The following is a 22,710-nucleotide window of genomic DNA, read 5'->3' on the forward strand; positions in this document are numbered from 1 at the left end:
GTCGTCACTGCGTGGTCCGCCGGCGGGGGCGGCCGGAAAGAGGTTGATCACGCCAACCACCCCGCCTGCACCGCCAGGAACGCCGCCATCACCAGCAGCGCACCGGCCAGGATCGAGGTGGCGTACGAGCGGACAAAGCCGGTCTGCATCCGACGGAGGCGACCCGAGCCCCCGCCGACCGCGGCGGCGAGCCCGTTGACGAGCCCGTCGATGCCCCGGTTGTCGAGGTACACCAGCGCCCGGGTGAGGAAGATGCCCGGCTTCTCGAAGACCGCCTCGTTGACCGTGTCGGTGTAGAGGTTGCGCCGGGCGGCGGTGACCAGCACCCCGGCCGGCTGCGGCGCGGTGGCCGTGCCGGCCCGGAACAGGAACCAGGCGAGCCCGGCACCGAGCACGGTGACCAGCAGCGACAGGATGGTGATCACGGTGTGCGAGAGGACCGCCGCGTGCTCCGCGTGCTCGCCGCCCAGCCCGGCGGTCTCCGTCAGCCAGTCCGGGACGGACGTGGCGAGCAGGAAGCCTGCGCCGACCGACCCGACCGCCAGCAGGATCAGCGGGATGGTCATCAGCTTGGGCGACTCATGCGGGTGCTCGATGTCCTCGGTCCACCGCTGCGGGCCGTGGAACGTGAGCACGAACAGCCGCGTCATGTAGAACGCGGTGAGCCCGGCGCCGAGCAGTGCCGCACCGCCGAAGAGCCAGGCGGTCCAGTCGTCCCGCTCGAAGGCGGCCACGATGATCGGCTCCTTGGAGAAGAAGCCGGAGAAGGGGAACATGCCGATGATGGCCAGCCAGCCCATCATGAAGGTCAACCAGGTGATCTTCATGTACTTGGACAGCCCACCGAAGCGGCGGATGTCGACCTGGTCCTTCATTCCGTGCATGACCGAACCGGCGCCCAGGAACATGTTGGCCTTGAAGAAGCCGTGCGCCAGCAGGTGCACGATGGCCAGCGCGTACGCCGCGCCGCCGAGGCCGACACCGAGGAACATGTAGCCGATCTGGCTCACCGTCGACCAGGCGAGCACCCGCTTGATGTCGTCCTTGGCCGCACCGATGATGCAGCCGATCAGCAGGGTGAGCGCGCCGACGCTGACCACCACGAGTTGCAGCGTCGAGTTGGCCGAGAAGATCGGGTTGGACCGGGCGATCAGGTAGACGCCCGCGGTGACCATGGTGGCGGCGTGGATGAGCGCCGACACCGGGGTCGGGCCCTCCATAGCGTCCGGCAACCACGCCTGGAGCGGGAACTGGCCGGACTTGCCGGCCGCCCCGAGCAGCAGCAACAGGCCGAGGACCAGCACTGTGGTGCCGGTCAGCGCGCCGACACCGTTGAACACCTCGTCGTACTGGGTGGTGCCCAGGGTGGCGAACATGATGAAGATGCCGATGGCCAGGCCGGCGTCGCCGACCCGGTTCATCAGGAACGCCTTCTTGCCGGCGGTGGCCGCGCTCGGCCGCTCGGTCCAGAAGGAGATCAGCAGGTACGACGCCAGACCGACGCCCTCCCAGCCGAAGTACAGCATCACGTAGTTGTTGCCGAGCACCAGCAGCAGCATCGCCGCGACGAACAGGTTGAAGTACGCGAAGAACCGACGGCGGCCCGCGTCGTGCGACATGTACTCCACCGCGTACAGGTGGATCAGGAAACCCACCCCGGTGATCAGCAGTACGAAGACCGCGGCCAGCGGGTCGAAGAGCAGGCCGAAGTCGACGCGCAGATCACCGACAGCGATGAAGTCCCAGAGGCTCAGCTCGACCGACTTGTTCTCCAGGCCACGCAGCTGGAAGAAGAAGCTCAGGCCGAGCACGAACGCGGCGCCGATGGCGGCGACGCCCAACCAGTGCCCCCAGCGGTCGGCCCGGCGGCCGAGCAGCAGCAGGATGGCCGCGCTGACCAGCGGGATCGCCACCAGCAGCCAGACGCCCCCAAGCAGCCCCGTGGCCTGGGCGTATTCCACAGTCTCTTCCACCGGTGGACCCCTCTAGTACTTGAGCAGGTTGGCGTCGTCGACACTCGCCGAGCGTCGCGTCCGGAAGATGGACATGATGATCGCGAGCCCGACCACGACCTCGGCCGCCGCCACCACCATCACGAAGAACGCCATGATCTGGCCGTTGAGGTCACCGTTGATCCGGCTGAAGGTGACCAGCGTCAGGTTGGCCGCGTTGAGCATCAGCTCCACGCACATGAACAGCACGATCGCGTTGCGCCGGACCAGCACCCCGGCGGCGCCGATGGTGAACAGCACCGCGGCGAGCACGAGGTAGTAGGTCGGCTCGACCGAGAAGAACGATTCCATTACTTGTCCGTCCCCTTCAGCGAGGTCTCCTCGGCGGTCAGCTCGCGCTGCGGAAGGATCGCCGGGGTGCTGCGGTCGGTCAGGCGGCCGTCGGGCAGCCGGGCCGGGGTGGCCACCGAGGAGGAGGTCGCGAAGACGCCGGGGCCCGGCTTCGGGCCGGGGTAGTTACCCGGGGCGAAGCGTGCCTTCATGGTCGACACCTGGTCGATCTTGTCCTGCTTACGCCGCTCGACGTGGGCCAGCACCATGGCACCGACCGCCGCGGTGATCAGCAGCGCCGAGGTCAGTTCGAACGCGAAGACGTACTTGGTGAACAGCAGCCGGGCGATGCCCTGCACGTTCCCCTCGGCGTTGACCTGCTCCAGACCGGCCGTGCTGGTCCGGTCCAGTGCCTGGTAGAGGCCGGTGCCGACCAGGCCGGCGAAGCCCAGGCCGAGCACGATCGCGGCGACCCGCTGGCCGCGCAGCGTCTCGATCAGCGAGTCCGTGGAGTCCCGACCGACCAGCATCAGCACGAAGAGGAAGAGCATCATGATCGCGCCGGTGTAGACGATGATCTGCACCATGCCGATGAACGGACCGGCCTGGAGGACGTAGAACACGCCCAGGCAGAGCATTGTCAGCACCAGCCACAGCGCCGAGTGCACGGCGTTGCGCGCGGCCACCATCCCGATCCCGCCGATCAGCGCGAGCGGGGCGAGGATCCAGAAGGTGACCGCCTCGCCGGTGGAGACCGAACCCGCCGCGGCGAGCACCGTAGACGTGGTCATGCTTCCTCTCCCTTGCCGGCCGCCACGCGCTGGGCGGCCTGCTCGGCGCCGGGGAACGTCACGCCGGGGTGCTCCTCGACCTGGTAGCGGCCGGGGCCCATCGGGGACGTCTCCGCACCGGCGGAGGTGCCCGGGTTGTCCAGCGCGCCGACGTAGTAGTCCTTCTCGCTGTCACCCAGCCGCATCGGGTGCGGCGGCTGCTCCATGCCCTCCAGCAACGGCGCGAGCAACTGCTCCTTCGTGAAGATCAGGTCCTGCCGGTTGTCCCGGGCCAACTCGTACTCGTTGCTCATGGTGAGCGACCGGGTCGGGCAGGCCTCGATGCACAGCCCGCAGAAGATGCAGCGGGCGTAGTTGATCTGGTAGATGCTGGCGTACCGCTCACCCGGCGAGAAGCGCTGCTCGTCGGTGTTGTCGCCACCCTCGACGTAGATCGCGTCCGCCGGGCAGGCCCAGGCGCACAGCTCGCAGCCGATGCACTTCTCCAGGCCGTCCGGGTGCCGGTTGAGGATGTGCCGCCCGTGGTAGCGCGGCGCCGACACCGGCGGCTTGAACGGGTAGTCGGTCGTGACGACCTTCCTGAACATGTGCGAGAAGGTGACACCGAATCCCTTGAACGTTCCGGTGATCGCGCCCACGTCACACCTCCCTGGAGTCCGAGCCGGCAACGATGTTGGCCGGCTCCCGCTCGGCGACCACGCGCGTGATGCGCGGGCTCGGTGGTACCTGAAGATCCATCGGTGGCAGCGGGAAGCTCCCGTGCGGCCGGTTGTCGACCTGTTCCTGCGTCGTCGGCTTCGGCTTCGGCTTCCGGCTGGGCCAGAAGATCGTGGCGATCAGCAGGATGCCGGCCGGGATGCCGACGGCGATCACCTTGCCGCGGGTGTCCCAGTCCTCGATGGAGCGCAGGCCCGACAGGACCAGGATCCAGACCAGGTTGATCGGCAGCAGCACCTTCCAACCGAGCCGCATGAACTGGTCGTACCGCAGCCGGGGCAGCGTGCCACGCAACCACACGAACACGAAGACCAGGGCGATCACCTTGCCGAAGAACCAGAGCATCGGCCACCAACCGGAGTTGGCGCCCTCCCAGATGGTGATCGGCCAGGGTGCCCGCCAACCGCCCAGGAACAGCGTGGTGGTGACCGCGGACATCGTCACCATCGCGACGTACTCGCTGAGCATGAAGAGCGCGAACTTCAGCGAGCTGTACTCGGTCATGAAGCCGGCGACCAGCTCGGACTCGGCCTCGGGCAGGTCGAACGGCGCGCGGTTGGTCTCACCCACAGTGGCGATGAAGAAGATGATGAAGCTCGGCAGCAGCAGGATCGCGTACCAACCCGGTGCCGGGATGGTCTGGCCGAAGACGGTCAGCTGCGTGCCGTCGCCCTGAGCGGCGACGATCCCGCTGGTGCTCATCGTGCCGGCGGTCATGAAGACCGCCACGATGCTGAGCCCCATGGCGACCTCGTAGGAGATCATCTGGGCACTCGACCGGAGACCACCCAGCAGCGGGTACGTCGAGCCGGAGGCCCAGCCGCCCAGCACGATGCCGTAGACGCCCATCGAGGAACAGGCGAGCAGCAGCAGCACCGCCACCGGCACGTCGGTGACCTGCAACGGCGTGTGGTGACCGAAGATGCTCACCATCGGGCCGAACGGCACCACCGACAGGGCGGTGACCGCGCAGATCACCGAGATGGTCGGGGCGAAGAAGTAGACGACCTTGTCGGCCGCCTTCGGCAGGATGTCCTCCTTGAAGGCCATCTTCAGGCCGTCGGCGAGGGTCTGCAGCAGGCCGAACGGGCCGACCTGGTTGGGGCCGGGCCGCACCTGCATGTAACCGACCACGCGCCGTTCGAACCAGACGCCGAGCAGGGTGGCCAGCAGACCGAAGGCGAACGCGAAGACAATCTTGCCGAGAACCAGCCACCACGGATCCCGGCCGAAGTCGGCCAGCGTCGGATCCTGGGCCAGGTAGATCGGACTCACTGGTTACCCCCGGAGTTGAGGAGCGGACCCGGGAGACCGGTCTCGTCGGCCGCCACGCGTCCGGCCGGGATGGCCGTACTCGGTGCGGGGACGGAGATCCGGACGACCGCGCCGGACGTCGCCCCGAGGCTGCGCCGCACGGTCGAGCCGGGTGAGTTGGTCGGCAGCCAGACCACGCCGTCCGGCATCTCGGTGAGTTCCGCCGGCAGGGTCAGCGCCCCTCGGTCGGTGCCGACAGTGACCGCGTCACCGTCGACCACACCGAGCGCCTCGGCGGTGCCCTTACCCAGCCGGACCACCGGCGGACGGGCGGTGCCGGCGAGGTTCTCGTCGCCCTCGGTCAGGGTGCCGAGGTCCACCAGCTGGTGCCAGGTGGCCAGCACGGCCTCCCCGGCGTTCGGCTGCGGCACCCGGCCCGGTGCGACCGACGGCGCGGCCGGCCGGGACAGCCGCGTCGCCGGCAACGTGCCCAGCTCACGGCGCACGCTGAGCACGTCGGCCGTGCCGAGGCGTACGTCGAGCAGCGCGGCCAGCGCGTCGAGCACCCGACCGTCGGTCATCGCGGCGGTGTTCAGCACCGCCTCGAACGGGCGCAGCCGGCCCTCCCAGTCCAGGAAGCTTCCGGCCTTCTCGGCCACCGGGGCGACCGGAAGCACCACGTTGGCCCGCCGGGTCACCGCGCTGGCGCGCAGCTCGAGGCTGACCAGGAACGGCACCGCGTCCAGAGCGGACTCGGCAAGTCGCGGGTCGGCCAGGTCGGCCGGGTCGACACCACCGACGACCAGCGCGCCGAGCTGCCCGTTGGCGGCCGCGGTCAGGATGCCGTCGGTGTCCCGCCCGGCCTGGCTCGGGATCACCCCGGCCGGGATGTCCCACGCCTCACCCAGCTCGGCCCGGGCGGCCGGCTCGGTGACCAGGCGTCCACCGGGGAGCAGGTTGGGCAGGCAGCCCGCGTCGACAGCGCCACGGTCACCCGCGCGCCGCGGCACCCAGGCCAGCTTCGCGCCGGTACGCCGGGCCACGTCGGCCGCCGCGGAGAGCCCACCCGGCACGGTGGCCAACCGCTCGCCGACGATCAGGATCGCGCCCGGTGCGCTGAGCGCCTCGCTGACCGTGGCGTGCTCGGCGAGCACGCTGGCCTCCTCGCCCGGCACCACCCGCGCCAGCTTGGCACCGAGCTTCTCCAGGCCGCGGGTGGCGAAGGGCGCCAGCGCGTACACCGTCAGGGTCTTCTTCAGGTACGCCTTGCGCAGCCGCAGGAAGAGGATCGGGCACTCCTCCTCGGGCTCCAGGCCCACCAGCACCACCGCCGGCGCGTTCTCCACGTCGGTGTAGGTGACGTCGGTGACCCCGGCGACCGAGCTGGCCAGGAAGTCGGCCTCCTCGCGGGAGACCGGGCGGGCCCGGAAGTCGATGTCGTTGGTGTTCAACGCGACCCGGGCGAACTTGGCGTAGGCGTACGCGTCCTCGACGGTCAGCCGACCGCCGGTGAGCACCGCAGTGCCCTGCCCGCTCTCCCGGGCGATGTGCAGCCCTTCGGCGGCAACTGTGAGCGCCTCACTCCAGGACGCCTCGCGCAGCTCACCGGTGTGCTCGTCGCGGACCAGCGGAGTGGTCAGCCGGTCGGCGGCCCGGGTGTACTGGAAGCCCCAGCGACCCTTGTCGCAGTTCCACTCCTCGTTCACCGCCGGCTCGTCGCCGGCCAACCGGCGCAGCACCTTGCCACGCCGCCAGTCGGTGCGCTGCCCGCAGCCGGCCGAGCAGTGCTCGCAGACGCTCGGGCTGGAGACCAGGTCGAACGGGCGGGCGCGGAAACGGTACTGGGCACCGGTCAGCGCACCCACCGGGCAGATCTGCACGGTGTTGCCGGAGAAGTAGGAGTTGAACGGAACGTCGCCGGCGTCGCCCTCTTCGCCGTAGGCGTCGTCCCGGTAGATGTTGATCTCCTCGGCGGACGACCGGCCCATCAGGTCGATGAACTTGTCGCCCGCGATCTCCTCGGAGAACCGGGTGCACCGCTGGCAGAGCACGCAACGCTCGCGGTCCAGCAGCACCTGGCTGCTGATCGCCATCGGCTTCTCGTACTCCCGCTTGTGCTCGTGGAAGCGCGAGTCGGTGCGGCCGGTGGACATCGCCTGGTTCTGGAGCGGGCACTCGCCGCCCTTGTCACACATCGGGCAGTCCAGCGGGTGGTTGAGCAGCAGCAGCTCCATCACCCCCTCCTGCGCCTTCTTGGCCACCGGGGAGGTGATCTGGGTACGCACGACCATGCCGTCGGCGACGGCCTGGGTGCAGGAGGCGACCGGCTTGCGCTGGCCCTCCACCTCGACCAGGCACTGCCGGCACGCGCCGGCCGGGGCCAGCAGCGGGTGGTCGCAGAACCGGGGGATCTCGGTGCCCATCTGCTCGGCGACCCGGATCAGCAGCGTCCCCTTGGGGGCGGTGACCTCGACGTCGTCGATGGTGAGGGTGACAGTCTCGGTCTGCTTGGCTACGTCGGTCATCAGTGCGCCCCTACCAGGGTCTTCTCCGACAGCTTGGGTGCGGTCCGACCCTCGATGTAGTCGAGGTAGTCCTGCTTGAAGTACTGCAGCGAGGAGGTCACCGAGCTGGTCGCGCCGTCACCCAGACCGCAGAACGAGCGGCCGAGGATGTTGTCGCAGGTGTCCAGCAGGGTGTCCAGGTCTTCGTGGGTGCCCTGACCGGCGAGGATCCGCCGGTAGACCCGGACCATCCAGTAGTTGCCCTCACGGCACGGGGTGCACTTGCCGCACGACTCGTGGTGGTAGAACTCCAACCACCGGTACGTCGCGTAGACCGGGCAGTCCTGGTCGGAGAAGATCTGGGTGGCCGTGGTGCCCAGGATCGAGCCGGCCGCCGCCACCCCCTCGAAGTCCAGTGGCACGTCCAGGTGCTCAGCGGCGAGCAGCGGGGTGGACGAGCCGCCCGGGGTCCAGAACCGCAGGTTGTGGCCGGGCTGCATGCCACCGGCCAGTTCCAGCAGCTCGCGCAGCGTGACACCCATCGAGCACTCGTACTGGCCCGGGTTGGCGACCCGGCCGGACAGCGAGTAGATCATCGGCCCGGAGGACTTCTCGGTGCCCATGCTCTTCCACCAGTCGGCCCCACCGAGCACGATCGGCGGCACGCTGGCGATGGTGCCGACGTTGTTCACCACCGTCGGGCTCGCGTACAGGCCGTGGGTGGCCGGGAACGGCGGGCGCAGCCGGGGCTGACCCCGGAACCCCTCCAGGGAGTCCAGCAGCGCCGTCTCCTCGCCGCAGATGTACGCCCCGGCGCCGGAGTGCACCACCAGCTCCAGGTCGTAGCCACTGCGCAGGATGTTCCGGCCCAGGTAACCCTTGTCGTACGCCTCCTGGACCGCGTTGCGCAGCCGACGCGCGGCGTGCACCGCCTCGCCCCGGATGTAGATGTAGGCGCGGGCGGCCCGGATCGCGTACGACGCGATGATGACGCCCTCGACCAGCGCGTGCGGGTCGTGGGTCATCAGCGGCAGGTCCTTGCAGGTGCCCGGCTCGCCCTCGTCGGCGTTGACCACCAGGTAGTGCGGCTTGCCGTCGCCCTGCGGGATGAAGCCCCACTTGAGGCCGGTGGGGAAGCCGGCGCCACCTCGGCCCCGCAGCCCGGAGTCCTTGATCAGCTGGATCAGGTCGTCCGGGTGCGCCTTGAGCGCCTTGCGCAGCGCGGCGTAGCCGTCCAGCTGCTCGTACGTGCCGATGCGCCAGGCGTCCGGCGACAGCCAGCGCTTGGTCAGCACCGGCGTCAGCTTGGCCAGCGTCTCCGGGCGGGGAGTGGTCACTTCTGGGCCCCCGTTTCGTTCGCGTCCGCCGGGCCGGCGCCGTCGGCGTCCGTCCCAGCCTTCGCTTCGGTGAGGTTGCGCTCCTGCGCCCCGGCCTCGTCGCCGGCGGGCTTGCCGTCGCCGGCCGGCGCGTTGGCCGCCACGCCGGCGGCCTCGGCCGCCCGCGCGTCGCCAGCCTGAGGCGCGGTACCGGTGCCGTCCGCCGGGACCTTCGTGCCAGGGGCATCCGGCACCGACGTGCCCGCGTCCGGCTGCCGGGTCTCGGCGGTACGCACCTGCGGCGACTTGTCGTCCGGTGCCTTGACGTCCCGGGTGGTGCTGCCACTGGCGGCCTCCGGCTTCGCCGGCTCGGCGACCCCGGCCGCCCCCGTCGGAGCGGATGCGCCGTCGCCACCCTTGACCGGCGCCGTGCTGGCCTCGACGGGCGCCGGCTTGGCGGCCTCCGCCTTCGCCTTCGCCTCGGCGGCGGCCTTGTCGGCCTCGGCCTTGCTGCGGATCGGGGTGTTCGGGTCGAAGCCCGGCACCGAGACGCCGTGCTGCTGGGCCAGCCGCAGCCCGCGCAGGGTGGGCTCCCCCGGCCCGCCGTCGGCGACCGCGCCGTCGCGCTCGTCGGCGAAACCGGCGAGCTGCACCGCCATCTCCTTGAGCGTGCAGAGCCGCGCACCCCGGGTCGGCATCGGCCGACCGCCGGCCCGCAGCTCGTCGACCACACCGACAGCGGTGGAGGCGTCCACGCCGTCGAAGAAGTCGTAATTGACGGTCATCACCGGGCCGTAGTCGCACGCCGCCAGGCACTCGGCGTGCTCCAGCGTGATCGTGCCGTCCGCTGTGGTCTCGTCGTGCCCGACGCCCAGGTGCTCGGCGAGGGTGTCGTAGACCTCCTGGCCGCCGAGCACGTTGCACATGGTGTTGGTGCAGACGCTGACCAGGAAGTCACCGGTCGGCTTGCGCTTGTACATCGTGTAGAAGGTGGCCACCGCGCCGACCTGGGCCTTGTTCAGCCCCAGCACCTCGGCGCAGAACGCGACCCCGGCCGGGGAGACGTACCCCTCTTCGGCCTGCACCAGGTGCAGCAGCGGCAGCAACGCCGAGCGGGACCGGTCCGCCGGGTAACGGGCGATGATCTCGCGCGCCCGCTCCCGGGTCTCGTCAGTGAAAGTCGTCGTCATCAGAGCCGCCTTCCGTTCGCGACTGCGGGGCTCGCAAGCTCACTCCTCGCACTCACCTGTCACACCCGCCCATGACCGGGTCCAACGAGGCGCCGCCGGCGATCACGTCGGCGATCAGACCGCCCTCGGCCATCGCCGGGAGGGCCTGCAGGTTGACGAAGCTCGGCTCCCGGTAGTGCACCCGGTAGGGCCGGGTGCCACCGTCGGAGACCGCGTGGACGCCCAGCTCGCCGCGGGGCGCCTCGATGGCGACGTACACCTGGCCGGGCGGGACCCGGAAGCCCTCGGTCACCAGCTTGAAGTGGTGGATCAGCGACTCCATCGACTGACCCATGATCTTCGCGACGTGCTCCAGCGAGTTGCCCATGCCGTCCACGCCGATGGCGAGCTGCGCCGGCCAGGCGATCTTGCGGTCGGCGACCATCACCGGGCCCGGACGGAGCCGGTCCAGCGCTTGCTCGACCAGCTTCATCGACTCCCGGATCTCGGCGAGCCGGACCTGGTAGCGACCCCACACGTCGCCGTCGGGGTGGGTCGGAACGTCGAACTCGTACGTCTCGTAGCCGCAGTACGGCATGGTCTTGCGCAGGTCCCAGGCGAGGCCGGCGGAGCGCAGCACCGGACCGGTGATGCCGAGGGCCACGCAGCCGGTGACGTCCAGCACCGCGACGTTCTTCGTCCGCTCGGTCCAGATCGGCTGGCCGGAGAGGAGGTCCTCGTACTCCTTGAGCTTCTTCGGCATCATCTTGAGGAACTCGCGGATCTTGACGATCGCCTCGTCCGGCACGTCCTGCGCCACACCGCCCGGCCGCACGTACGCGTGGTTCATCCGCAGGCCGGTGATGGTCTCGAAGATGTCGAGGATGTACTCCCGCTCGCGGAAGCCGTAAAGCATGATCGAGATCGCGCCCAGCTCCATGCCGGTGGTGGCCAACCAGACCAGGTGCGACGAGATCCGGTTGAGCTCCATCATCAGCACGCGGATCGTGGTGGCCCGCTCGGTGATGTCGTCGGTGATGCCGAGCAGCTTCTCGACCGCGAGGGCGTACGCCGTCTCGTTGAAGATCGGGGCGAGGTAGTCCATCCGGGTCACGAACGTCGAACCCTGGACCCAGTTGCGGTATTCGAGGTTCTTCTCGATGCCGGTGTGCAGGTAGCCGATGACCGAGCGGGCCTCGCGGACCGTCTCGCCCTCCAACTCCAGGATCAGCCGCAGCACCCCGTGCGTGGACGGGTGCTGCGGACCCATGTTGACCACGATCCGCTCATCGTTGATCGGGTCGGTGCCCGAGACGATCGTGTCCCAGTCCCCACCGGTGACGGTGAAGACCCGACCCTCGTCGGTTTCGCGCTCGCTGGCGTAGTTCGACGTCGTCACAGTGCCGGCCCTCCGATCGCGACTGCGGGGCTCCGCTCCGCTGCACTCCTCGCGCTCACTGGTACGACCTCCGCTCGTTCGGCGGCTGGATCTCCGCGCCCTTGTACTCGACGGGGACGCCGCCGAGCGGGTAGTCCTTGCGCTGCGGGTGGCCCTCCCAGTCGTCCGGCATGAGGATCCGGGTCAGGTTGGGGTGGCCGTCGAAGACGATGCCGAACATGTCGTACGCCTCGCGCTCCTGCCAGTCCGCCGTCGGGTAGATGGCGGTCACGCTGGGCAGGTGCGGGGCCTCGACGGAGACCGCGGCCTCCAGCCGGACCCGCCGCCGGTACGTCATCGAGGTGAGCAGGTAGACCACGTGCAACCGGCGCTCGTCGGCGCCGAGGTAGTCCGCACCGGACACCGAGGAGCACAGCTCGAACCGCAGCGCCAGGTCGTCCCGCATCACCTGGCACACCTCGGCGATCCGCTCCGGGCGTACGTGCAGGGTCAGCTCACCCCGGTCGACCACGACCTTCTCGATCGCGTCGTTGAAGGCCGGGTACGCCTCCTCCAGCGCGTCGCGGACCTCGTCGAAGTAGCCCCCGTACGGCCGGGACGCCTCCTCGATGGGCTGGCGCTGGCGGACCAGGCCGCCGTAGCCGGACACGTCGCCGGTGCCCTGGTTGCCGAACATCCCGCGACCCGCCGGGCTGGCCGGCGGGTACTCGGCGGGGGCACCACTGGTGGCGCCAGCCGGCACCACCGGCAGCGGCACTCCGCCGTCGTTTGGCTTGTCCGTGGGTGACGTCATTTCGGGCCTGCCTGCGGGTGGAGGTGGTTCTGAGCGTTCATCCAGTTCTCGATGCGCAGCTGCTCCTCGCGGCCCTCGCGGACCGCCCGGGTCCACTCGGCACGCCGGGCCTTGTCGCTGCGGTACGAGGAGGGCATCGAGCCGTAGGGCACGACCGGAACGTCGCCGCGCTCCTGGCGGGCCGCCAGCATCTTGCGGCCGTTCGGGCCCAGCGGCTCATACATGATCTTCTCGCGGAGCTTGAGGATCGCGTCGATGAGCATCTCCGGCCGGGGCGGGCAGCCCGGCAGGTACATGTCGACCGGCACCACGTGGTCGACGCCCTGCACGATCGCGTAGTTGTTGAACATGCCGCCGCTGCTGGCGCAGACGCCCATCGAGAGCACCCAGCGCGGCTCGGCCATCTGGTCGTAGATCTGGCGCAGCACCGGGGCCATCTTCTGACTCACCCGGCCAGCCACGATCATCAGGTCGGCCTGCCGGGGCGACGCCCGGAAGACCTCCATGCCCCAGCGGCCCATGTCGTAGTGCGGACCACCGGCGGCCATCATCTCGATGGCGCAGCAGGCCAGGCCGAAGGTGGCGCCCCACACGGACGACTTCCGAGACCAGTTGACCAGCTTCTCCACCGAGGTGAGCAGGACGCCGGCGGGAAGCTTCTCCTCGATGCCCATCTGACGTTCCTTCCTCAGTCCCAGTCCAGGCCGCCGCGCCGCCACACGTAGGCGTACGCAACGAAGACCGCGACGATGAACAGGACCATCTCCACGAAGCCGAAGATCGGCAGAGCGTCGAACGAGACCGCCCAGGGGTAGAGGAAGATGATCTCGATGTCGAAGACGATGAAGAGCATCGCCGTCAGGTAGAACTTGATCGGGAACCGCCCGCCGCCGACCGGCTGCGGGCTGGGCTCGATGCCGCACTCGTAAGCCTCGAGTTTGGCCTTGTTGTAGCGACGGGGACCGGCGAAGCGGGCGGCGCCAACGGAAAACAGCGAGAACGCCGCGGCGAGGGCGAACAGCCCGATGATCGGTGCGTAAGGCGAGAGCGACATCGTTTTCTCCTGCTCGTCCTTCCCTGCCCTCGGTGCTTGACGAAAATCACACTATTCACGTCCCTCGCAGTGGCAGTCGGCGGGGGTCGATCTTTGTCGGCATCGGCGCCGTGACCAGCGCCGATGCCGTCCTACTTATACGGCTGGGGCGGCCTTCGTCATCGCGTTGATGACCCGATCCATCGCATCCCCGCCGCGCGGGTCGGTCAGGTTGGCCAACAGCTTGAGCACGAAACGCATCAGCGTCGGGTGCGGCATGCCGTGTTTGGTGGCGATCCGCATGATCTCGGGGCGGCCGATCAGTTTCACGAAGATGCCGCCCAGTCGGTAGTAGCCGCCGAGCCGGGCCTTCAGCTCGTTCGGGTACGCCAGCAGCGCGCGCTCGCGTTCCGGGCCGGCCGGGCGGGCGAGGGCCTGAACCATGACCTCAGCGGCCAGTTCGCCGGACTCCATCGCGTACGCGATGCCCTCACCGTTGAACGGGTTGACCATGCCGCCCGAGTCGCCGACCAGCAGCACGCCCCGGGTGTAGTGGGGCACCCGGTTGAAGCCCATCGGCAGCGCGGCACCGAGGATCGGGCCGTCGGCGTTGGTCTCGTCGGTCATCCCCCAGTCTTCCGGGGTGTTGGCGAGCCAGTCGGTGAGCAGCCGGCGGTAGTTGGTCTTGCCGAACGCCGAGGACGAGTTGAGCACGCCGAGCCCGACGTTGACCCGCCCGTCACCGAGGCCGAAGATCCAGCCGTACCCGGGCAGCAGGTTGTCGCCGCTGTCCTTGCTGCGCAGCTCCAGCCAGGACTCCAGGTAGTTGTCCTCGTGCTTGGCCGGCGAGCGGTAGTAGCGGCGGACGGCCACACCGATCGGCCGGTCCTCCCGCTTGGCCAGCCCCAGCGCGAGCGGGAATCGGCCGGAGACGCCGTCCGCCGCGACGACCAGCGGGGCGTGGAAGGTGGTGGGCTCCTTGCCCGGCCCGACCTCCGCCTCGACGCCGGTGACGCGGCCGTCGCCGTCGAGCACCGGGCCCAGCACGTTGACGCTGGTCCGCAGTTTCGCGCCGGCGGCCACCGCCCGCTGGGCGAGCAGGTCGTCGAAGTCCAGGCGCGTGCGCACCAGACCGTAGTTGGGGAAGCTGGCCAGCTCCGGCCAGTCCAGTTCGAGGCGCACCCCGCCGCCGATGACCCGCAGGCCGCGGTTGTGCAGCCAGCCCGCCTCGGGCGAGGTGTCCACACCCATCCGGATGAGCTGGCGCACCGCGCGCGGGGTCAACCCGTCGCCGCAGACCTTCTCCCGGGGGAACTCGGTCTTCTCCAACAACAGCACCCGTACGCCGTGCCGGGCCAGGTGGTACGCAGTCGCTGACCCACCGGGACCGGCGCCCACGACAATGACGTCGGCGTCGTGTTCCACCGCGGTCATTCGCGCCTCCTCCCGCACGCTCGTGAAATGCTTCACAAGCCAGACGGGACGAGTGTATGACCGGCGTCATACCAGCGCAGGATCAGGGGTACCTAACTCGCCGATGTGACACCTCATCACCGTCCACAGCGGTCAGGTGTCAGGCCGGGCTGGAGGCGTCCAGGCCCGCATCGACCCGAATTGTCTCCGGTAGATGCTCGCGGAGGGCCCCACCCGCCGCCCGGTCCAGTGCCGCCAACACCTCGGCGACCACCTGCCGAACCTCCACCGGGTCGGCCCCGGCCAACTCGCGCAACTGGGAGATGAGTTCGGCCGCGTCGTCGTCGGTGGCGGCCGCCGGGTCCGCCGGGTCTGCTCCGGTCATGCGATCGAGCGTACGGGGCAAAGTGGACTAAAGACCGATATTCACGAAACCTGAATAATGTCCGTGCTGTCCGTACCGGTCGCCGGCTACTCGCGGATCCCCCGGTGCAGGGCCACCACGCCACCGGTCAGGTTGCGCCACGCCACGCGTCCCCACCCGGCCGCGGCCACCCGGCCGGCCAGCGCGGACTGCGCCGGCCAGGCCCGGACCGACTCGGCGAGATAGACGTACGCCTCGGGATTGCTCGACACCGTGCGGGCCACCGCCGGCAGCGACCGCATCAGGTACGACAGGTAGACCGTCCGGAAGACCGGGTTGACCGGGGTGCTGAACTCGCAGACCACCAGCCGGCCGCCCGGCCGGGTCACCCGGGCCAGCTCACGCAACGCCGCGTCGGTGTCGTTGACGTTGCGCAGCGCAAAGGAGATGGTCACCGCGTCGAAGCTGGCGTCGGCGAACGGCAGCCGCAGCGCGTCTCCCGCCAGCAGCGGCACCTCGGGCCGGGCCCGCTTGCCGGTGTGCAGCATCCCGAGTGACAGGTCGACCCCGACCGCGTACGCCCCGGACTGGGCCAGCTCGCGCGTCGAGACGCCGGTGCCCGCACCCACGTCCAGCACCCGCTCGCCCGGCCGCAGCCCGAGCGCCGCCCGGGTGGACCGGCGCCAGGAGCGATCCTGGCCCAGCGAGATCACCGTGTTGGTCAGGTCGTAACGCTCTGCCACGCCGTCGAACATCGCGGCGACCTCGTGCGGCTGCTTGTCCAGACTGGCGCGCTGGCCCTGCGGGGTACGGCTCACCCCCTCACTCTGCCAGCCGCCCGCCAACCGACGTTCGCTGGGTGGGCGGCACGTAGCCCGTACGCGAAAGGGCGGGGTGGTCGCCCACCCCGCCCTCGCGTCGTGCCCGCGACCGTGACACCTCGGTCAGAACGCCTGTCACCATCGCACCCGTCGCGGTCGCGCCTCGCCTGCGCGCCGCTGGTCAGGGCACCTGTGTCAGTCGGTCGACTTCTCGTCGGTCGGCGAGACCAGGACCACCTTGCGGCGACGGGTGAGCACCAGCAGCGCCCCACCCACCAGCAGGATGATCACGCCGATGCCACCGATGAGGCCGACCTGCACACCGGTAACCGGCAGGCCGCCACCGCCCGAGCCACCACCGGCGGAGCCGCCACCGGCACCCGGCGAGACCGTCGTGTCCGGCCTCGTCGTACCGCTGGGGATCGGCGTCGGCGTGGCCGTCGCGGTCGGGGTGACCGGCGGCGTCGCGGTCGGGGTGACCGTCGCGGTCGGCGTGACCGTCGGCGTCTCCGTTGCGGTCGGGGTCGGCGTAGCCGTGGGCGTCTCCGTCGGAGTGACCGTCGGCGTCGGGGTCGGCGTCTCGGTCGGGGTGACCGTCGGCGTCGGCGTCTCGGTCGGGGTCGGCGTCTCGGTCGGGGTCGGCGTCTCCGTCGGCGTCTCCGTCGGCGTCGGCGTCTCCGTCGGGGTCGGCGTCTCCGTCGGGGTCGGCGTCTCCGTCGGGGTCGGCGTCTCCGTCGGGGTCGGCGTCTCGGTCGGGGTGACCGTCGGCGTCGGGGTCGGCGTCTCGGTCGGGGTGACCGTCGGCGTCGGAGTGACCGTCGGCGTCGGCGTCGGCGACCCCGACGGGGTGACCGTCGGCGTGGGCGTCGGCGTCGGGTCGACGGCCAGGTCGACGAAGACGTCGAAGATCGCCTGGTTGTCACCTTCGTCGATCTCGGTGAAGGCCTTCCGCTGGGCGGTGCTGGCCCGCCGCGGCTGCTCCTCGGGCTTGCCGGCTGCCACGTCCAGGCCGTGCGCCACCAGCTCGCCGACCCGCAGCACCGGCTCGGTGACGTCAGTGCCGACGGTCACCTTGATGTCCGCCGTGTAGTAGTCACCGGGACGGATCACCGCGCCGTCGTCCTGGCAGAGCGCCTGAGTGACGCCGAAGGTCTGCGTGGTGCACGTGTCCGGCAGGGTGTCGAAGGTGACGCCCGCCGGCAGGGTCAGCACGTAGGCGAGGCCGGTGGCCTTACGGCTGCCGTCGTTGTAGACCGCCCAGTCGACCGGCACCGTCTCGCCCGGCCGCACCGGCCGAAGGTCGGGGTCGTCGCCGTTGACGCCGTTCACCACGACGTTCGCGTTGACGTCCTGCACCCAACTGGTCAGGTCGTAGCCGGGCTCGGTGACGGTGATGTCGTGCTCGACCTTGTTGTCTTCCTCGTTGGGGTCCTCGGTGGCCGAGCGGATGGTGACCACCAGAGTGCCGGCGGCGCCCTTACCACCGGTGGAGAAGATCGGGATACCGAAGTCCTCGCTGGTGCCGGCGGCCAGGTCGCCGAGGCGGCAGGTGAACTTCTTGCCGTTCACCCGGCAGCCGTCGGGCACCACGACCCGGACCTTGTTCGTCTTCAGCTTGCTGGTGTCCACCGTGTAACTGACACCCTTGGCGTCTTCCTTGCTCCGGGTGTTGTCGACCGAGAACTTGAACGGCTTGCTCTTGGCCTCCGTCACACCCTTGGCCAGGTTGTAGCTGAGCGGCACCAGGGCCAGATCGGCCTCCTCGGCCGCCAGCACCGGAGCGGCCACGGCGGCGATGCCGCCGGCCGCGAGCAGCGCCACGACACTGGCGCGCACCAGCGTCGAGCGGTGGAACGCTGTCATCAGTCCCCCGGGGGTAGGGAAGAAAGAATGGTTGCGGAACGAGCGGACGTTATCGGAGGCCGATCTTCCACGCCAGCAGGCGGAGCCGTTTTCATCCGTCCGGCCCGAGCTGCGCAGACAGTACGGGCGGGATGGTCACCCATCCCGCCCGTACTGCCGTGCGTTATATGAACGACCCGCAGCGGGCCGATGGAGGACAGACTCGTCGGTCGACGATGGTGACGAATATGAGCCGGGACGCTAGCCGCCGACGATCATCTCCACCAGCCCCATACCGGACAGGCTGACGCTGCGGCGGCGGGGACCACCCGTACCGCCGGGGTGATCCGGCGGGAGCATGAGCGTCGATCAGCCGAACGGCCGGGTGTCGACAGTCAGCTGACGTCCACCAGGGGCAGGGACTTCCCCGCGCCACCGCCGGGCAGTGCGATCGAGGAGAAGTGCGAGACCACCCGCTCGTCGGTCGGGTCGTCGGCCGGCGTGTGGTGCACGGCGAGCCGGTTGTAGAGGGTGTCGCGCTGCGCCGGGATCCGGTCCGCGGAGCGGATCATGCCGATCAGCTCGTGAAGGTTGGAGCGGTGCCGGGCGCCGGCCGAGGAGATGACGTTCTCCTCCAGCATGATCGAGCCGAGGTCGTCCACGCCCATGTGCAGCGAGAGCTGTCCGACGTCCTTGCCGGTGGTCAACCAGGACGCCTGCAGGTGCGGCACGGTCTCGAAGAAGAGCCGGGCCACCGCGACCAGGCGCAGGTATTCCAAGGTGGTCGCCTGGGTGCGGCCCTTGAGGTGGTTGTTCTCCGGCTGGTACGTCCACGGGATGAAGGACCGGAAACCGCGGGTGCGGTCCTGCACGTCACGGATCATGCGCAGGTGCTCGATCCGCTCGGCGTGCGTCTCGCCGGTGCCCATCATCATGGTGGCTGTCGACTCGATGCCCTGCCGGTGGGCCAGCTCCATGACCTCCAACCAGCGTTCGCCCGACTCCTTGAGGGGGGCGATGGCCTTACGGGGCCGCTCGGGCAGCATCTCCGCGCCGGCGCCGGCGATCGAGTCCAGGCCGGCGGTCTTGATCCGGGCGATGGCCTCGTCCAGGCTCACCCCGGAGACCTTGGCCATGTGCAGGATCTCGCTGGGGCCGATCGAGTGGATGACCAGCTGCGGGTACGCCTGCTTGACCGAGGAGAAAAGCTCCTCGTAGTACTCCACGCCGTAGTCCGGGTGGTGCCCGCCCTGGAGCATCACCTGGGTGGCGCCCAGCTCGACCGCCTCGCCGCACCGGCGGAGGATCTCCTCGGTCGGGTGGGTCCACCCTTCCTTGTGCTTGGGCGCCCGGTAGAACGCGCAGAACTTGCACGCCGTCACGCAGACGTTCGTGTAGTTGATGTTGCGGTCGATCAGGTAGGTGACGACGTTGTCCGGGTAGCGTCGCCGACGCACCGCGTCCGCCGCCTCGCCCAACGCGTGGAAGGGCGCCTCGGTGTAGAGCAGCAGCGCCTCCTCGGGCGTGATCCGCCCGCCGTCCGCGCCGCGCTGCAGGATGTCGTCGATCTCCCGGCTCACCGTCACACCCCCGAGCCTACGTCGGCCCCCGACCCACCCCTCGTTCCGGGGATGTGGATGTGACCACGACAGGACACTCATCATATTTCAAGATCATATATAAGTTATACGAGAATGCTTGACAAGGTGTGTCTCTGAACACGAACATCTTCTTCGCGGCCTCGGCTTACGGAAGGGTGCGATATGAGCGAATTGGATACCGCTCCGGGCATTGCCTCCCGGTGTCGAGCCGACGGCGGGCTAACGGAAGCCACCCTCGGTGAGTTACGGGACGAGTTGGGCTACCGAAAGCTAGGCCGTTGGGTCCTGGTGGAGATCGCCGACCGGCTCAGAGCGACCGGCCTCGGCTTCTTTCCTCAAGAACGGCTCGACGCGGAACTCAACACCGAGCCCCGCCAGTCACAGACGGTGTGGATCTACATTCGAGACGGCGGGCCCCGGGCACGGGTGATCGACGCCGTGCTTCAGCCTGACAACTGCGACGTTCGGGCAGAACTCGGCGCCATCGGCACCAAGCACCTCGAACCGCTGACGCCTCAACAGAGGCTGGATCGAATCCGGGACATCGTCAACGCCTGAATCGGGCACCTTGGCCGCCACAGGAAGGGTCCACGCGCATGAACGCGCACGTCTTCGTGGACGAGACCAAGGAGCGAGGGCTTCTCGTCGCGGCCGCAGTTGTACTACCGGCGGACCTCGCTGCCGCACGCCGGACCATTCGGGACCTGATTCTGCCGGGTCAGCGCCGCATCCACTTTCACAAGGAGAAAGACGACCGACGCCGGCAGATCATCGCTGCTGTCGTGACGCTGTCCGCCCACGCGATGATCTTCGATGCGAGAAGGCACCGTGACCCCAGGGTGGCACGCGAAGCCTGCCTCATCGAGCTCGTGGAGCACGCAGCGAAGATAAACGCTGCACGCCTCGTCCTGGAGCGTGATGACTCGACATTCCAAGCCGACCAGCGACTGCTCTTCGAGCAGGTGAGAAAGTCGGGGACGTCCGGCAACCTGCGTTACGACCAACTGAGAGCCCGCGAGGAGTGCCTGCTGGCCATTCCGGACGCACTGGCGTGGTGCTGGGCCAAGGGCGGCCGATGGAAGGCCTCCGTGCAGCGCATCATCAGAGAGTCGCGGCAGGTTTGACGAGGCGCAGGAAACGCGAAACCCGGCTCACCCACCGTCCGGAAGGCTGCCGGGTCCACTTCCAAGGAGCTACTGCCCCTGGCAGTTGCCAGGTTACCTCTGTCCGTCACTGACGGACAAGGAATTGGGCCGCTCCAACTTTCGCGCCCCATCCGGCCCTCCGAAGCGCGTCCGTTCATCCGGAGGTGCGCTCCGATGGCATGCGACAAGCACCGCTCCGACGGCAGCTACTGGACCGCGCACGTCCGCCCCAACGACTGACGTCGGGCTTACTCAGCTCTCGCGTACCTCGACGTGTATGCCGTAGGTGTCCCGCAGCTCCGCCGCGAACTCCGGCCCCGCCCACGCCGGCACGTGCGCCTGCCACCACGACCCCTCGGAGCCCCACGGCATCGGCTGCTCGGAGAGCACCGCCCGGAACCGCTCGTCCGCCGCCTCGATCCGCTCCCGGACCCACCCCATCTGCGGAAAGCCAAACAACCGTGGGTCGTTCAGCATCCTCTCGATGGCGTCGCGAATGCTGAGGTCGAACCAGTACTCGTCGAGAATGTCGTGATAGCCCTCCTCACAGAACCCGACGAACTGCTCCCACCCCTCCGCGTAGCTGGTCGGAAGCCGACCCCCGGTGACCTCGGCGAACCGCTCGACAAACTCCCGGTCGTTCGGCGTCGTCATGCGTCGTAGTCGACGGTGAGCTTGTCGGTGGTCGGGCTGGACTGGCAGGTCAGCACGTAGCCGGCGGCCAGCTCGTCGGGCTCCAACGCGTAGTTGCGGGCCATCGTGACCGCGCCGTCGACGACCTTCGCCTTGCAGGTCGAGCAGACGCCACCCTTGCAGGCGTACGGCAGCTCACCCCGCACCTTCAGCGCGGCGTCCAGCACCCGTTCCTCGCGACCCATCGTGAAGCTCGACGACCGGCCGTCCAGCACGATGGTCACCTCGGCCCCGGCGCCCGCCTGGTCGACGGGTCGGCGCACCGGCTCCGGTGGCGTGTCGACGTGGAACAGCTCGGTGTGCACCGCCGACTCGGACAGCCCGCGTGCGGTCAGCACGTCCCGGACGTCGACCACCATGCCGTACGGGCCGCAGAGGAACCACTCCTCGATCAGGTCGCCCGGCACGATGGTGCCCAGCAACCGGCCCAGCCGCTCGGCGTCGATCCGACCGGAGAGCAGCGGCGACTCGCCCTGTTCCCGGGAGAGGACGTGCACCAGGTGCAGCCGGGTGGGGTGACGGTCCTTCAGGTCGGCCAACTCCTCGGCGAACATCACACTGTTCGCCGTGCGGTTGCCGTACACCAGGGTGAAGGTGCTGGCCGGCTCGACGGCCAGGGCGGTCGCGACCAGCCCGAGCACCGGCGTGATGCCGGAGCCGGCGACGACAGCGCCGTAGTGTCGCACCCGGTCCGGCGCGAACGCCGTGGTGAAGGTGCCCAGCGGCGGCAGCACCTCGACGGTGTCGCCACCGCGCAGCGCCCCGCACGCGAACGCCGAGAAGGCGCCGCCGGGGATCTCCCGCACCCCGATCCGCAACCGGCCGTGCCGGGCCAGGTCGTCCGGGGTGGAGCAGATCGAGTACGACCGGCGCACGTCAGTGCCGTCCTCCGCGGCTCGCCGCACGGTGAGGTGCTGACCGGCGCGGAACGCGAAGGTCTCCCGCAGTTCCTCGGGTACGGCGAAGGTAACCGCCACGGAATCGTCGGTGAGCCGGTCGACGGCGGCGACGGACAACGGGTGGAAGACCGGCCGGCGGCGAACCGGGCGGGTGATGGTGACAGTCACAGCGCCTTCAGGTGGTCGAAGGGTTCGGAGCAGGAACGGCACCGCCACAGCGCCTTGCACGCGGTGGAGCCGAACCGGCTGACCTGCTCGGTCTCCGGTGAACCGCACTGTGGGCAGCGGACCGCGAGCGTCAGCGACACGACGCCGGCGGTGCGCACCGGGGCCGGCGGGGCGATCCCGGCGGCGGCGAGCTTGGCCCGCCCACCCTCGGAGATCCAGTCGGTGCTCCACGGTGGGCTGTAGACGGTCCGGACCTCCGCGTCCGGGTGGCCGGCGGCGGTGAGCGCGCGGCGGATGTCGGCCCGGATCACGTCCATCGCCGGGCAGCCGGTGTAGGTCGGGGTGATGGTGACGGTGACCCGCCCGCTGGCCGGATCCTCCTCGACCGCCCGCAGGATGCCCAGCTCGTCGATGGTGATGACCCGGATCTCCGGGTCCACCACGCTCGCGGCGGCTTCCCGTGCGCTCGCCCTGCCGGTGCCGTTCGCGATCGTGGGGCTAGCGCT

The 22,710-nt window shown here is 69.5% G+C and carries 21 protein-coding genes and 1 pseudogene; 2 read left to right on the top strand and 20 right to left on the bottom strand.

Going from position 1 to position 22,710, the window contains the following annotated elements; genetic code table 11:
* Nucleotides 1-47: 47 nt before the first annotated feature.
* The 17 genes and pseudogenes from nuoL to mqnC all read right to left on the bottom strand — a co-directional run bounded on the left by nuoL (nt 48) and on the right by mqnC (nt 19,284).
* Entirely contained in the window at nt 48-1,973 is a 1,926-nt protein-coding gene (gene nuoL, locus GUI43_RS26030; protein WP_112604005.1) for an NADH-quinone oxidoreductase subunit L, read from the bottom strand.
* 12 nt (nt 1,974-1,985) lie between these two features.
* On the bottom strand, nt 1,986-2,303 hold the full coding sequence (gene nuoK, locus GUI43_RS26035) for an NADH-quinone oxidoreductase subunit NuoK (protein WP_091395556.1): 318 nt from the start codon (nt 2,301-2,303) through the stop codon (nt 1,986-1,988).
* Nucleotides 2,303-3,073, bottom strand: a complete 771-nt coding sequence (locus GUI43_RS26040; protein WP_091395559.1) for an NADH-quinone oxidoreductase subunit J — start codon at nt 3,071-3,073, stop codon at nt 2,303-2,305. Before GUI43_RS26040 ends, nuoK begins: the two co-directional genes overlap by 1 nt.
* A complete protein-coding gene (gene nuoI / locus GUI43_RS26045; protein WP_112585694.1) occupies nt 3,070-3,711 on the bottom strand; it encodes an NADH-quinone oxidoreductase subunit NuoI in 642 nt (213 codons plus the stop codon). The genes GUI43_RS26040 and nuoI overlap by 4 nt, the downstream gene beginning before the upstream one ends.
* 1 nt (nt 3,712) lies before the next feature.
* Nucleotides 3,713-5,065: an NADH-quinone oxidoreductase subunit NuoH gene (gene nuoH / locus GUI43_RS26050; RefSeq protein WP_112585692.1), complete on the bottom strand. Its 1,353-nt coding sequence runs from the start codon at nt 5,063-5,065 to the stop codon at nt 3,713-3,715.
* Nucleotides 5,062-7,569 (bottom strand): NADH-quinone oxidoreductase subunit G, encoded by a 2,508-nt coding sequence (locus GUI43_RS26055; protein ID WP_112585690.1) that lies wholly within the window; start codon nt 7,567-7,569, stop codon nt 5,062-5,064. The genes nuoH and GUI43_RS26055 overlap by 4 nt, the downstream gene beginning before the upstream one ends.
* On the bottom strand, nt 7,569-8,885 hold the full coding sequence (gene nuoF, locus GUI43_RS26060; protein WP_112585688.1) for an NADH-quinone oxidoreductase subunit NuoF: 1,317 nt from the start codon (nt 8,883-8,885) through the stop codon (nt 7,569-7,571). The genes GUI43_RS26055 and nuoF overlap by 1 nt, the downstream gene beginning before the upstream one ends.
* Nucleotides 8,882-10,054, bottom strand: coding sequence for an NADH-quinone oxidoreductase subunit NuoE (nuoE, locus tag GUI43_RS26065; protein ID WP_112604000.1), 1,173 nt, complete (start codon nt 10,052-10,054; stop codon nt 8,882-8,884). Before nuoE ends, nuoF begins: the two co-directional genes overlap by 4 nt.
* Before the next feature lie 52 nt (nt 10,055-10,106).
* Entirely contained in the window at nt 10,107-11,432 is a 1,326-nt protein-coding gene (locus GUI43_RS26070) for an NADH-quinone oxidoreductase subunit D (protein ID WP_112585684.1), read from the bottom strand.
* Nucleotides 11,433-11,487: 55 nt separating this feature from the next.
* Nucleotides 11,488-12,225, bottom strand: a complete 738-nt coding sequence (locus GUI43_RS26075) for an NADH-quinone oxidoreductase subunit C (RefSeq protein WP_112585682.1) — start codon at nt 12,223-12,225, stop codon at nt 11,488-11,490.
* The gene (locus GUI43_RS26080) at nt 12,222-12,899 is read right to left on the bottom strand and encodes a NuoB/complex I 20 kDa subunit family protein (protein WP_030486262.1); all 678 of its coding nucleotides are present in this window, start codon (nt 12,897-12,899) and stop codon (nt 12,222-12,224) included. Before GUI43_RS26080 ends, GUI43_RS26075 begins: the two co-directional genes overlap by 4 nt.
* A gap of 14 nt (nt 12,900-12,913) precedes the next feature.
* Nucleotides 12,914-13,279 carry an NADH-quinone oxidoreductase subunit A gene (locus tag GUI43_RS26085; protein WP_007454588.1) on the bottom strand — a complete coding sequence of 122 codons (366 nt, stop codon included), beginning with the start codon at nt 13,277-13,279 and terminating at the stop codon, nt 12,914-12,916.
* Nucleotides 13,280-13,414: 135 nt separating this feature from the next.
* Entirely contained in the window at nt 13,415-14,692 is a 1,278-nt protein-coding gene (locus GUI43_RS26090; RefSeq protein WP_112585680.1) for a geranylgeranyl reductase family protein, read from the bottom strand.
* A 139-nt stretch (nt 14,693-14,831) separates the two neighbouring features.
* Complete coding sequence (locus GUI43_RS26095) at nt 14,832-15,056, bottom strand: hypothetical protein (RefSeq protein WP_112700000.1); 225 nt, start codon at nt 15,054-15,056, stop codon at nt 14,832-14,834.
* Between the two features lie 86 nt (nt 15,057-15,142).
* Nucleotides 15,143-15,853 (bottom strand): demethylmenaquinone methyltransferase, encoded by a 711-nt coding sequence (locus GUI43_RS26100; protein ID WP_091395591.1) that lies wholly within the window; start codon nt 15,851-15,853, stop codon nt 15,143-15,145.
* Between the two features lie 810 nt (nt 15,854-16,663).
* Nucleotides 16,664-17,719: pseudogene (locus GUI43_RS35045) on the bottom strand (cell wall anchor protein); the annotation flags it as partial.
* A gap of 374 nt (nt 17,720-18,093) precedes the next feature.
* Nucleotides 18,094-19,284: a cyclic dehypoxanthinyl futalosine synthase gene (gene mqnC / locus GUI43_RS26110; protein ID WP_112585678.1), complete on the bottom strand. Its 1,191-nt coding sequence runs from the start codon at nt 19,282-19,284 to the stop codon at nt 18,094-18,096.
* Nucleotides 19,285-19,461: 177 nt separating this feature from the next.
* Between mqnC and GUI43_RS26115 the strand changes: the two genes are divergently transcribed.
* Nucleotides 19,462-19,857: a hypothetical protein gene (locus GUI43_RS26115; RefSeq protein ID WP_112700001.1), complete on the top strand. Its 396-nt coding sequence runs from the start codon at nt 19,462-19,464 to the stop codon at nt 19,855-19,857.
* Nucleotides 19,858-19,895: 38 nt separating this feature from the next.
* Nucleotides 19,896-20,423, top strand: a complete 528-nt coding sequence (locus GUI43_RS26120) for a hypothetical protein (RefSeq protein WP_112700002.1) — start codon at nt 19,896-19,898, stop codon at nt 20,421-20,423.
* 273 nt (nt 20,424-20,696) lie between these two features.
* Here GUI43_RS26120 and GUI43_RS26125 read toward each other — a convergent pair whose 3' ends face one another.
* The 3 genes from GUI43_RS26125 to paaD are packed head-to-tail and all read right to left on the bottom strand — an operon-like array spanning nt 20,697 to nt 22,695.
* Nucleotides 20,697-21,098 (bottom strand): hypothetical protein, encoded by a 402-nt coding sequence (locus tag GUI43_RS26125; protein ID WP_112605729.1) that lies wholly within the window; start codon nt 21,096-21,098, stop codon nt 20,697-20,699.
* Entirely contained in the window at nt 21,095-22,204 is a 1,110-nt protein-coding gene (gene paaE, locus GUI43_RS26130) for a 1,2-phenylacetyl-CoA epoxidase subunit PaaE (protein ID WP_112700003.1), read from the bottom strand. Before paaE ends, GUI43_RS26125 begins: the two co-directional genes overlap by 4 nt.
* Nucleotides 22,201-22,695: a 1,2-phenylacetyl-CoA epoxidase subunit PaaD gene (paaD, locus tag GUI43_RS26135; protein ID WP_112605738.1), complete on the bottom strand. Its 495-nt coding sequence runs from the start codon at nt 22,693-22,695 to the stop codon at nt 22,201-22,203. The genes paaE and paaD overlap by 4 nt, the downstream gene beginning before the upstream one ends.
* Nucleotides 22,696-22,710 lie beyond the last annotated feature (15 nt).

Source organism: Micromonospora noduli (genome assembly GCF_003264365.1).
Taxonomy (GTDB): domain Bacteria; phylum Actinomycetota; class Actinomycetes; order Mycobacteriales; family Micromonosporaceae; genus Micromonospora; species Micromonospora noduli.